This is a genomic window from Myroides sp. A21 (assembly GCF_000807225.1).
GTDB lineage: Bacteria > Bacteroidota > Bacteroidia > Flavobacteriales > Flavobacteriaceae > Flavobacterium > Flavobacterium odoratimimum.
Window position 1 is genome coordinate 842,591 of sequence record NZ_CP010327.1, and the last position, 12,083, is coordinate 854,673.

The window sequence follows — 12,083 nt, forward strand, 5'->3', positions numbered from 1 at the left end:
CAAAAATACATAACTTTTTCTAGTATTAACACAACACTAAATAGTCTTATAACAAAAAAGGTTACTCTTAATTATAATATTAAGAGCAACCTTTTATATGAATAAACGCTAACTAATTCTTTTTATTTTTTCCCTTATTTATAAAGGTTTCCATTTTCGATCTCCTCTACCTCTGGAATTCTAAATAAGTAATTCACACTATTAGGAACAAAAGAAGACTTGTCAGAAAAACTAATGATTCTATGTCCTTGTGGTAATAAATCTACCGTTATCTGGCTTATCTTACCTTGGCTATCCATTACTTCATAAGTATAAGGAACCAACTTATCTTGAGGATATAACTTTCTTTCTACAGCCAACTTGTTACGCACAATATCCACTCGTGAAAATCCTTCACCAAACAATTCTTTTCTTCTCTCTATCCAGATTTCATCAAGAAGAGCTTGTCCACTTAATCCACTCACTTCCTTAGCACCTCTTGCTGTTTTTAAAACATTCAAGGCATTAATAGCATCAGCACGTCCTAATCTAGCTTTTGCTTCTGCACTTATTAGATACATCTCTGACGAACGCATTAATACAATATCTGCTATACGACCAGCTTTAAACTTAAATTTAGCATATCTCATATAAGCTACATCTCTCGTTTTCGGAGAAGTATTAGAAGGATCTGGAGTCCAGTAAATCATACTTTTTCTATAATCCCCTTCATCAAATAACTCTTTAAAGTAAGGGTCAGCATTAAAACTGAAATAATAACTCTCTTTTGATGTTACATCTAAATAGTTAAACTGATAAGAAGCCCCACTTTGTTCAGATGTCTGTTGATGTCCCCATATCCACTCTACATTACTAGAGTCGTTAAAACCACTCTTATAATCATCTTCTGACATCAATTGACCATACTTGCTCAACACTGCCTCTGCATAAAAATTAGCTTTCTCCCAATTCTGAGTATACAAATAAGCACGTGCCAATAATCCTTGTACTACAGTCTTATCAAATTTATACTTAAGATTTCTCTTATAAGTATCAGGTATCAAAGACAACGCTTCTTCTAAATCCGAAATGGCTTGTTTATACACTTCTGTCACAGTAGCTGCTGATGCAGGTACTGTACTAGGTGTAGTTGCAGTCAAATAAATAGGCCCTACTACAGCATTAGGATTTACGTCTATAGCTAATGCATAACTAGAAGCTAAGTGTAAGTACATAAATCCTCTCAACGCTAATGCTTGACCACGTACACGCTGTTTTTCATTTACAGTACCTTCTGAAGCAAATACTTTATCAATTACGTTATTAGCATTATCAATCGTTTTATACGTAAGATTCCAACTAAACGAATTTGTCCCTCCACGATTATAAAGAGCTGTGAAAGCATAATGACTACTAAATCCATACATATTATTCACCACTACATCATTCCCCATAGCGTCGTTTGTTCTTAAAAACGCTCCATATCCTGGATTAGCATAAGTACTATATGAATCCATTAAGTTAGCCCATGTACCGATCAATACCTTGTCATTACCTTCTACTGTAGTAAAAACATTCTCATTCACCACTGCATCTGTAGGTTCAGTATCTAAAGAACAAGAAGTCATTCCAATAGAAAATAGAACACTAAACGCTATATATTTAAAAATTGTTTTTCTCATGATTTCTTAATTCTTTATAATTTAATATTTAATCCTAAAGACAATGTCTTCATCGCTGGGTATCTATAATAAGTAGTCCCGTTGAATGTTTGCTCTGGATCAAAACCTTGTTCTTTTGTCCATGTAAATAAATTCTCTGCTTGGAAATAAATAGAAGCAGATGATAAATTAATTTTTCTTAACCACTCTTGTGGAACGTTATAAGCTAACGTAAGGTTCTTTAATTTTAAGTATGAACGATCTACCAAGAAACGATCTGAAGTATTCGTCCAGCTATTAGCAGGATTAGTTGTTAATCTAGCGATATCAGTATTAGGATTCTCTGGCGTCCATCTTCCCATCATATCCGCACTCCATGTACTACCGTTACCAGCATGTCTATACATTCCTACCTTATCCCCATTATAAATCTTACCTCCTATATTATAGGTAAAGTTAGCAGATAATTGCCATGACTTATAAGACAACTCTGTTGAGAAACCTCCAGATACATCAGGTAACGAAGTTCCTTTGTATACTTTATTTTTATTTCCACTTACACTGCTGTAGTTCTCAGTCACTGTACGACTACCATCCTCATTCTGAATATACCATTGTGCATTACCATTCTCTGGATTTACACCAGCCCACTCAGGCAAATAGAAATCATAAATAGATCCTCCTACTTTCCATATCTGATTTCCTTTATTGATTTCAGAACTAGGTAATGAAGTAATTTTATTTTTATATGTAGTCAAGTTTAATCCTACACGCCATCTCCAATCTTCTGTTTGAATAGGAATACCATCTAAAGTAAATTCCCATCCATAGTTTTTAATTCCTCCAATATTTACATCTTTACTAGCAAATCCAATAGATGGAGCTAACTGTTGATTAAATAATAAATCTTTTGATCTTCTTTCGAAGTACTCTACTGTACCTGTCAGACGATTATCAAACAATCCAAAATCTAATCCAATATTTAAGTTTAAGTTCGTTTCCCACGATAAGTTAGGCGTTTCCATTCTAGAGCTAACTAGTCCAGATTCTCCTAAGTTATTACGTATAGCGTACAACCCTTGATAAGCATAATACCCTACCTTATCATTTCCTTGTGCACCATAACTTGCTTTTAATAATAAATTGTTTAACCAAGTATCTCTATACTCACTCATAAAGTCTTCATCTATAATTCTCCATGAAGCACCGAATGACCAGAAACCTCCCCATTTATTAGATGATTTAAAACGAGACGATCCGTCTGCTCTATATGACCCTGATAAATAATATTTCTTATCATAAGAATAGTTTACACTCCCGAAGAAACTCAACATACTATATTTATCAGCCTTTCCATAAAAATCTATCAATCTAGAAGCAGCATCAGGCTCCTCGAATCCCATCATCGCAATCTGTTCTCTTGCACCTCCAAAATAATTAGAATCATACTGATAATACTCTTGTCCTGCCATTACAGCTAATGCGTTCTTATCATCTAAATCAATATTGTAGTTTAAAACATTATTAAACGTCATATTAATTGTTCTTGTATTTCTACGGCTAATACTTCCTCCATAATTAGCAGAAGCTCCTTTATCAGGGTTTGACACACTATGGTCATACATACTATTGTAATCAACACTTAAAGATGTCTTTAATTTTAAGTTATCCAAAAACTTAACCTGTCCGTATGTTCTAATACTCGCTACATCTCTTTTTATTTCACTCTTATCCAAAGGAAGAGTTTCTACTAAGTTGTAATTTCTATAAGATGTAGTTCTATAGTTCCCATAATCATATATCAGTCCTCCAGTATTTGCATCTCTTAGATATTCTCCTGTAGCTAAATCACGTTGATAAATAGGATAAAAAGAAGGTAACCCTCTCGCAAAACCAATTACATTATTAATCGCACTATCATCCTGTTTCGGATAGTCTTGTATAGAATGAGACGCAGAAACATTCATCCCTATTTCTAACCAATCCTTAGCATCTATCACAATGTTAGAACGCATATTAAAACGTTTAAAACCTGATTCTAACACGTATCCTTGATCGTTTAAATACCCTCCAGAAACGTAGTATCGAGTATTCTTACCTCCTCCACTTACACGTAAATTAATATCTGTAAATCTCGCATTCTGACTTAATGCATCATTCCAATCGTCATTCCACAAAGGCTTTAACCCTGGCAATAACTTACCGTCTGTACCTACAGGAAATGGATTACCTGTTCCATAAGGGTTAATACCTACAGAACCAATCAAGTTATTTGTAGCATAAGCAGCTGCTTCGGTAGCATTCATTTTTGCAGCATCCATCTGCCCATTTCTTAATGCTTCCCACTGCAATTCCATATACTGATTAGTACTTAATTGTTTATAATCACTACGTGCTCTATCAGAAAAACCATGCTTTGCACTGATTTCTATCTGAGGTTTTGTTTCTTTACCACCTTGCTTAGTTGTAATCATTATTACCCCATTAGCTGCACGAGATCCATATAAGGTCGCTGCAGTAGCATCTTTTAACACTGATATAGATTCGATATCTGTAGGAGAAATAGAGTTTAACCCTCCTTCAAAAGGCACACCATCAACTACGAATAACGGATCACTATCTGCATTCATAGACCCAATACCACGGATTCTAATTGTCGCATTAGACCCTGGCTGTCCACTAGCCGAGAAAGACTGAAGCCCTGCTACAGTACCTTCTAATGCTTTAGACACATCACTTACTTGTGCCTTTTCTATATCTTTAGCTTGCACTAAACCTACTGACCCAGTATATGTCTTCTTATTAGCAGTACCATAAGGCACTGTAATTAATACTTCTCCTAATTCACTCGCTTCGTCTGCAAGTTTTACATTCAGAACTTCCTGTCCTTTATATGTAATATTCTTTGTGGTATATCCTATAAATGAAAAGACTAATACCTGTCCATTATTAACTTTTATAGAGTAATTACCATCTAAATCTGTCATTGTTCCTTCATCACTTCCCTGAATCAGAACACTCACACCTGGTAAGGCTCCACTTATATCTGTAACAGATCCTGTCACAAGTTTTTCTTGCGCCTGTAAGTTTAAAACACTAACAAACACAAATAAGATTGCGTAAATTTTTTGCATAAAACAATTAGTTTAAAATGAACTATCTTTGAAAGACTGATTCATTATGTCTAGAAATATTGAAATGTAGTATCGGTACAGCCACTATGAGCTGACCTAAAAAGAATAAACTATAGGCAGCAACACATGCACATCATAGAAGATGCGCTAGAAGAAAAGAAATCAGTAAATCTAAAAATACGAGTGTCAAGTTCTCGCTTTTGTTGAATTGATTGCATAATATTTAGGTTATATAATTTTTTCTTATCAGTGAAAAAAGCAAAGTAGGGAAACCCTTATATGTAATTATTTTCTTACAAAACAAACAATAATTATACACAACAGATTAAGGATATAGCACTCCCTACTTTTGTAATACAAAGGTATTTCAACACCTCATTCTATGAAATACCATGTATATGGTATATTTTAATTCTCTCTCATAATATTCAGAGAAGAAAGACACCATAACCATCCAAAACGACAGAATAGTCAACCTTTTAATTAGAGCCAAAAACTAGTAAATACAACGAGGGAGTAATCCTTGTTTCTCAACAAAAACGCGACTGGTCGCATAGTTATCGCATAGTGATGGCATACTGCTCGCATAGTTTTACCCATTTTTTATGCGATCACTATGCCATCAATACCCCATTACCTTATGACCAGATAAATTATAGGCCAAAAAAAAGGGCTCCCATTACTGAGAGCCCTTATATAAGTATACTTATAATCTTACTTTACATGTAAAACGAAGTAATTTTTCTTTCCTTTTTGTAGTAATACGAATTGATCATTAATCAAATCATTTGTAGTCACTACGTAGTCTTCAGCTACTTTCTCTTTGTTTACAGAGATAGAATTAGCTTGTAACGAACGACGAGCATCTCCATTAGATGAAGCCAAATTAGAATTAGCAGCTAAGGCATCTACGATAGTTAACCCTGCTTCGATATCTGCTTTTGCTACTTCTGACTGTCCTACTCCATCGAATACCTCTAAGAAAGTCTTCTCGTCTAATTGTTTTAAATCTTCTGTAGAAGAGTTACCGAATAAGATATTAGACGCTTTGATAGCATTATCTAATTGCTCTTGACCGTGTACCATAATCGTTACTTCTTCTGCTAGGCGACGTTGTAGCACACGTAAATGTGGAGCCTCTGAATGCTCTTTAACTAATGCTTCAATATCTTCTCTAGAGATGAATGTAAAGATCTTAATATAACGCTCAGCATCAGCATCAGCCACGTTTAACCAGTATTGGTAGAATTTATATGGAGAAGTGTACTCTGCAGACAACCAAATATTACCCCCTTCTGACTTACCGAATTTAGTTCCGTCAGCTTTAGTAATCAATGGGCAAGTAAGCGCATATGCTTTCTCGCTAATTGTTCTACGGATTAACTCTGTACCAGTAGTAATATTTCCCCATTGGTCAGATCCTCCCATTTGTAATGTAATATTATTCTCTTTGTATAAATGCAAAAAGTCATATCCTTGCATTAATTGATAACAGAACTCTGTAAAAGACATTCCATCTTGGAACTCACCGTTTAGACGTTTCTTTACAGAATCTTTAGCCATCATATAGTTCACTGTGATATGCTTCCCTACTGTACGGATAAACTCTAAGAAAGAGAAATCTTTCATCCAGTCATAGTTATTTACTAACACAGCAGCATTCTCAGCACCTGAATTAAAATCTAAGAAACGACTTAATTGTTCTTTAATCGCATTTTGATTATGACGTAAAGCTTCTTCGTCTAATAAGTTTCTTTCATTAGACTTTCCTGAAGGGTCACCTACCATACCAGTAGCACCTCCCACAAGAGCATAAGGTTTATGTCCAGCTAATTGAAAGTGTTTCAATAGCATTACTCCTACTAAATGTCCAATATGCAATGAATCGGCTGTTGGGTCAATTCCCACATACGCAGCACGCATTTGCTCCAACAAATGTTCTTCAGTGCCTGGCATTACGTCGTGGAGCATTCCTCTCCAAGTCACTTCTTCAATAAAATTCTTCATTTAAATAAATTTTACACAAAGATAGCTCAAAACCTTAGCTTATGGAATAAAAATTCTCAAACACTGCATTTTTATACGTTTTCTACATTTATCCTTTAAGAACTAATAATAGGGGCGTTAGAATTCAACTTTATTTCATAATTTTTCACTATGTAAAACATATAACTTACTTTTGTCTAAATATGATACTAGTAACAGGAGGTACAGGCTTAGTAGGAGCACATTTATTATTACATCTTCTTCAGTCAGAAGGTGCAGTTCGTGCTATTTATAGAAATGAGGATAGTATTAAAAAAACGAAGAACCTCTTCGTCTTAAACAATCAAGAAGCCCTATTCTTAAAAATAGAATGGGTCAAAGCAGATCTAATAGATGTACCAGCACTTGAGAAAGCCTTTGTTGGAATTGATTATGTATATCATTGTGCAGCTTTAGTCTCTTTCGAGCCTAAAGATGAAAAAAAACTTCGCAAGACGAATATAGAAGGTACCGCTAATATCGTGAACCTATCTATCGCCTTTAACGTAAAAAAACTGTGCTATGTAAGTTCTATCGCCGCTCTAGGTGAGACATTAGCCAAAGATAAAATCATTACAGAAAAGACAGATTGGAACCCTGAGCTATACCATGGAGACTATGCTATCACTAAGTATGGAGCCGAAATGGAGGTATGGAGAGGAACTCAAGAAGGACTAGATGTAGTCATCGTCAATCCTGGTATTGTATTCGGACGTGGCTTCGGTTATGAAGGCAGTGGAGCTTTCTTCCAAAAAGTAAAGAAAGACTTTCCATTCTACACCACAGGTATTGCGGGAATCGTAGGAGTAAATGATGTAGTAAAAGCAATGCATCTCCTCATGATCAGTGATATTAAAAATGAGAGATTTGCATTAGTTTCTAATAATATTACTTACCAAGAGCTTATCAATCATATCGCAGACTTAATGGGTAAGAAACACCCTAGTATCCATGTATCGCGTACATCAAGTCTATTCGCATGGAAGTTAGACAACTTCGTCTCTCTGATAACGAGAAAAAAAAGAAGCTTTACACGATCAATCGCGCAAGCTTCTCATTCTTCTTATATTTATGATTGTTCAAAAATTAAAAACACTATTGAATTTGATTTCGAAGACTATCAATCTTTTCTCGGTCCAATTTCAAAGTATCATCAAGTTTAATATCTTCTTTCTTTAATTCGTCTTTAGGCTCTTCTTGAGATTTAGACAATAAAGAATCTGCTACAACCTTAGCTGCTTCTAGACGACTTAGAATATTGTTCTGCATAGTGTGATACACACCATCGCCTAACTCTACATAATATCTATTATTCGATACGAAAGTAAGACTGTCTATATCGTATTTTTTAAAGACAGAGTTAACGTTAAGCCTTTTCAGAGTATCTTCTCTACTATACGCACTTACACTCTCGATAGAGTATAACAATGCCATATCATATAAGATATCTTCCATTTTTTGTTGCTCGATAAATGGAGACGGTTTTACCACATCATTCTTACATGACATAAGTATAAACACAGCTAATATTACTAAGTATTTATTCATCTATTCTTTGATTTTATCGTACGAATAATAATCGTTGTCCTTTATGTTCTTCTTTTACCATATCGTTCTCATACGCTAAGAAACCATTTACAAAAGTATGAGTAATTTTAGAACTAAATTTCTCTCCTTCGAATGGAGACCACCCACATTTATATAAAATATTGTCTTTATTTACTTCCCAGTCATGATTCACATCTACGATAGCTATATCAGCATGGTATCCTTCTTTTACATAACCGCGTTTCTCTACTTGGAATAAAATAGCAGGATTATGTGCTGTTTTCTCTACGATTTTCTCTATACTGATTTTCCCTTGTTTAGAAGCTTCAAATAGCGAAACTAAAGCATGCTGCACAAGTGGCCCTCCAGAAGGAGCAGAAGAATATGCCTTACTCTTCTCTTCTAAAGTATGAGGTGCATGGTCTGTAGCGATAACATCTATTCTATCATCTAACAACGCTTTCCAAAGACCATCTCTATCAGCTTCTGTTTTTACAGCAGGATTCCACTTAATAAAGTTACCTTTTTTATCGTAATCTTTATCCGTGAACCATAGATGGTGAACACATACCTCTGCAGTAATCTTTTTATCTTTTAAAGGAATATCGTTTCTGAACAACTCTGTTTCCTTCGCTGTAGAAAGGTGGAATACGTGTAGTCTAGCTCCTGTTTTCTTCGCTAGTTCTATCGCTTTAGAAGAAGATAAATAACAAGCCTCTTCACTTCGGATAATTGGGTGATACTTCACAGGGATCTCTTCTCCGAACTCTTCTTTATACTTCGCTAAGTTAGCCTTAATCGTTCCTTCATCCTCAGCGTGTACAGCGATAAGCATAGAAGTACTCGAAAAGATCTTTTCTAATACATCCTGTCTATCTACTAACATATTACCTGTAGACGAACCTAAGAAAAGCTTAATACCAGCTACATTACGTGGGTTTGTTTTTAGCAGTTCTTCTAAGTTATCATTTGTACCTCCCATCATAAATGAATAGTTAGCAAACGATTTAGTAGACGCTATTTCGTACTTCTGTTCTAATAATTCTTGAGTCACAGCATTGGGCACTGTATTCGGTTGCTCTATAAAAGAAGTAATCCCTCCAGCAATAGCTGCTCTAGACTCAGATTCTATATCACCTTTATGAGTCAAACCTGGTTCTCTAAAATGCACTTGATCATCGATCATTCCAGGAATGACATAATTTCCTTTCGCATCGACAACAGTTACATCATTAGAAACTTCGATATTAGAAGCTACTTTCACAATAAAGCCATTCTCGATTAGAACATCCGCTTCTACAATAGTCCCTTCGTTTACGACTTTTCCGTTTTTAATTAAATAGTGTGTCATTATAGTGTGTTTAGTAGTTTACGTATACGTAGATTAATAACGCCAAAAACAGCTTCTTTAATAATTCCTCCAGACATTTTAGATTCGCCTCTCGTCCTATCTGTAAAAATAATAGGCACCTCGGTAATCGAAAAGTTCTTTACATAAGTACGATACTTCATCTCGATCTGAAAAGCATACCCAACAAAGCGCACCTTATCAAAATCAAAACTCTCTAATACTTTGCGTGAAAAACAAACAAAGCCTGCTGTCGTATCTTTAATCTTCATCCCAGTTATCATTCTAACATAAATAGAAGCTCCATAAGACAACAAAACACGGTTTAACGGCCAGTTCACTACATTTACTCCTGTAACGTATCTAGAACCTATGGCTAAGCCTTGATTCGCTTTACAAGCCTCTAAAAGTTTAGGAAGGTCATTCGGATTATGAGAGAAATCCGCGTCCATTTCAAATACATAGTCATAGTCACGTGCCAAAGCCCATCTAAAACCATGGACATAAGCAGTACCTAGCCCATTCTTACCTTCTCTCTTCTCTAAAAACAAAGATTCGGGATACTTACTTTGCAACTCTTCAACTACAGCTGCAGTACCATCAGGGGAATTATCATCAACAATCAGAACATGAAAATGCTGAGGCAATGCCATAACAGCATCGATAATCAATTCTATATTTTCAATTTCATTATACGTTGGTATAATGACAAGTCCTGACTCCATTTTTTAAAACGTTTGCCACAAAAATAACCTTTTTCTAGAAAGTTATCACTTAAATAAAATACAAAGTCAATCTAAAAGGTTTTTTTGCTAATTTTGCAGATATTATGGAGAATCTAATACTTATCGAGCGTGTACTCCCTAGTAAAGATTGGGCAACAGTCCTATTCTTTATCGGATTCTCTATTATTGCAGTTAACCGTACCATCTTCGGCGTACGTTTTTCTGAGTTTACAAAACTAGCAGCATCGAATAAGTACTTAAAGATTTATAAGGATAATACAAACTTAAGAAATAGTTTCACTTTATCTTTTTTACTTGTACAACTTATATCGATTACTTTCTTTATACAAATAACATTAAAAGCTTTCGAACTCATACCAGATTACAGTTTTGGTTCGTTCTTAATGCTTTTAAATTTTGTAACCACCTTTATCATCGGAAAGTATTTAATAGATAAGATTATATCAACAACATTTGGTATAGACGAATTTTCGGATGCCTTAAATCTACAAAAAGCTACCTATCGAAATTATATCGGAATGTTACTGTTAGCAGTAAACGTTCTTTTATTCTACAACAATATAACCAACAAACTTATAATTGGGTTCATGTTGATTGCATTAATCGCAACAAATATCCTTTTATACGTTCTTTTTATAAAAAACAACCAAAAATCAATAATGAATAAGGTGTTCTATTTTATTTTGTATCTTTGCACCCTTGAAATAGCTCCTTATCTATTATTATATTTCTGGTTAAAAGATTACGGAGCATTATAAGAAAAAGTACAATTATGAAAGTGAAAACAATTTTGGTTTCTCAACCAGAGCCTAAAGTAGAAAACTCACCTTACTTCGAATTAGAGCAGAAATTCAAAGTAAAAATTGACTTTAGACCCTTCATCCACGTAGAAGGTGTACCAGCCAAAGAGGTAAGACACCAAAAGATTGATTTAAACAATTACACTGCTATTATTTTAACAAGTAAGAACTCTGTAGACCACTTTTTCCGCGTAGCAGAAGAAATGAGATATAAAGTTCCTGAAACGCTTAAGTATTTCTGTCAGTCAGAGGCGGTAGCATATTATTTACAAAAATATGTAGTATACCGTAAAAGAAAGATTTATGTAGGTCAGAAAGACTTTGCAGAATTAGCTCCTTTGATTAAGAAGTATAAAGATGAGACCTTCTTACTTCCTGCATCAGATCAATTAAATCACGATGTACCAACTACTTTAAATGATTTAAAAGTAAATTGGACTCCAGGTACATTCTATCGTACTGTTATGAGTGACTTATCAGATTTAGCAGATGTGAAATATGATGTTTTAGCTTTCTTTAGTCCAACAGGTATTAAATCTCTATTCAAAAATTTCCCTGACTTTAGTCAAGACAATACGAGAATAGCTGTATTTGGAACTACAACGCAAAAAGAAGCTTTAGACAATAACTTAAGAGTAGACATCATGGCTCCTGCACCAGGAACACCGTCTATGACTATGGCATTAGAAAAGTACATTCAACAAGTAAATAAATAATATCTATTTATATCATAAAAAACCACCTCTATGAAGAGGTGGTTTTTTTATACTTATTAAATAAGAGTTCACTGCTTAATTAAGAGCAAAAAAAAGGAGATGATTACATCATCTCCTTTTTTCTAT

The 12,083-nt window shown here is 34.5% G+C and carries 9 protein-coding genes; 3 read left to right on the forward strand and 6 right to left on the reverse strand.

From position 1 onward, the window contains the following. Positions 1 to 134 precede the first annotated feature (134 nt). From MYRA21_RS03925 to tyrS, 3 genes are all read right to left on the reverse strand, one after another. The gene (locus tag MYRA21_RS03925) at positions 135 to 1,661 is read right to left on the reverse strand and encodes a RagB/SusD family nutrient uptake outer membrane protein (RefSeq protein ID WP_006259696.1); all 1,527 of its coding nucleotides are present in this window, start codon (positions 1,659 to 1,661) and stop codon (positions 135 to 137) included. Positions 1,662 to 1,675: 14 nt separating this feature from the next. Continuing rightward, on the reverse strand, positions 1,676 to 4,774 hold the full coding sequence (locus tag MYRA21_RS03930; protein ID WP_006259697.1) for a TonB-dependent receptor: 3,099 nt from the start codon (positions 4,772 to 4,774) through the stop codon (positions 1,676 to 1,678). A 714-nt stretch (positions 4,775 to 5,488) separates the two neighbouring features. Next, the gene (tyrS, locus tag MYRA21_RS03935; RefSeq protein WP_006259698.1) at positions 5,489 to 6,781 is read right to left on the reverse strand and encodes a tyrosine--tRNA ligase; all 1,293 of its coding nucleotides are present in this window, start codon (positions 6,779 to 6,781) and stop codon (positions 5,489 to 5,491) included. 182 nt (positions 6,782 to 6,963) lie between these two features. Here tyrS and MYRA21_RS03940 point away from each other — a divergent pair, with 182 nt between their 5' ends. Then, positions 6,964 to 7,962, forward strand: a complete 999-nt coding sequence (locus MYRA21_RS03940) for an NAD-dependent epimerase/dehydratase family protein (RefSeq protein ID WP_006259699.1) — start codon at positions 6,964 to 6,966, stop codon at positions 7,960 to 7,962. Here MYRA21_RS03940 and MYRA21_RS03945 read toward each other — a convergent pair. Genes MYRA21_RS03945 through MYRA21_RS03955 form a run of 3 tightly spaced genes read right to left on the reverse strand, consistent with a single transcriptional unit; the run spans position 7,895 to position 10,420 of the window. Next, the gene (locus tag MYRA21_RS03945; protein ID WP_006259700.1) at positions 7,895 to 8,347 is read right to left on the reverse strand and encodes a DUF4296 domain-containing protein; all 453 of its coding nucleotides are present in this window, start codon (positions 8,345 to 8,347) and stop codon (positions 7,895 to 7,897) included. The genes MYRA21_RS03940 and MYRA21_RS03945 overlap by 68 nt on opposite strands. Positions 8,348 to 8,360: 13 nt before the next feature. Continuing rightward, positions 8,361 to 9,698, reverse strand: coding sequence for a dihydroorotase (locus MYRA21_RS03950; RefSeq protein WP_006259701.1), 1,338 nt, complete (start codon positions 9,696 to 9,698; stop codon positions 8,361 to 8,363). Continuing rightward, positions 9,698 to 10,420, reverse strand: a complete 723-nt coding sequence (locus MYRA21_RS03955; protein ID WP_006259702.1) for a polyprenol monophosphomannose synthase — start codon at positions 10,418 to 10,420, stop codon at positions 9,698 to 9,700. The genes MYRA21_RS03950 and MYRA21_RS03955 overlap by 1 nt, the downstream gene beginning before the upstream one ends. A 104-nt stretch (positions 10,421 to 10,524) precedes the next feature. Between MYRA21_RS03955 and MYRA21_RS03960 the strand changes: the two genes are divergently transcribed. Both MYRA21_RS03960 and MYRA21_RS03965 read left to right on the forward strand, forming a co-directional pair. Then, positions 10,525 to 11,199, forward strand: a complete 675-nt coding sequence (locus MYRA21_RS03960; protein WP_006259703.1) for a DUF4271 domain-containing protein — start codon at positions 10,525 to 10,527, stop codon at positions 11,197 to 11,199. A 14-nt stretch (positions 11,200 to 11,213) separates the two neighbouring features. Further along, positions 11,214 to 11,957 carry a uroporphyrinogen-III synthase gene (locus MYRA21_RS03965; protein ID WP_006259704.1) on the forward strand — a complete coding sequence of 248 codons (744 nt, stop codon included), beginning with the start codon at positions 11,214 to 11,216 and terminating at the stop codon, positions 11,955 to 11,957. The last annotated feature ends 126 nt before the right edge of the window (positions 11,958 to 12,083 follow it).

Excerpts from the sequence above, each read along its gene's own strand:
- MYRA21_RS03925 (WP_006259696.1), bottom strand. The coding sequence starts at position 1,661 with ATGAGAAAAACAATTTTTAAATATATAGCGTTTAGTGTTCTATTTTCT.
- MYRA21_RS03930 (WP_006259697.1), bottom strand. The coding sequence starts at position 4,774 with ATGCAAAAAATTTACGCAATCTTATTTGTGTTTGTTAGTGTTTTAAAC.
- tyrS (WP_006259698.1), bottom strand. The coding sequence starts at position 6,781 with ATGAAGAATTTTATTGAAGAAGTGACTTGGAGAGGAATGCTCCACGAC.
- MYRA21_RS03940 (WP_006259699.1), top strand. The coding sequence starts at position 6,964 with ATGATACTAGTAACAGGAGGTACAGGCTTAGTAGGAGCACATTTATTA.
- MYRA21_RS03945 (WP_006259700.1), bottom strand. The coding sequence starts at position 8,347 with ATGAATAAATACTTAGTAATATTAGCTGTGTTTATACTTATGTCATGT.
- MYRA21_RS03950 (WP_006259701.1), bottom strand. The coding sequence starts at position 9,698 with ATGACACACTATTTAATTAAAAACGGAAAAGTCGTAAACGAAGGGACT.
- MYRA21_RS03955 (WP_006259702.1), bottom strand. The coding sequence starts at position 10,420 with ATGGAGTCAGGACTTGTCATTATACCAACGTATAATGAAATTGAAAAT.
- MYRA21_RS03960 (WP_006259703.1), top strand. The coding sequence starts at position 10,525 with ATGGAGAATCTAATACTTATCGAGCGTGTACTCCCTAGTAAAGATTGG.
- MYRA21_RS03965 (WP_006259704.1), top strand. The coding sequence starts at position 11,214 with ATGAAAGTGAAAACAATTTTGGTTTCTCAACCAGAGCCTAAAGTAGAA.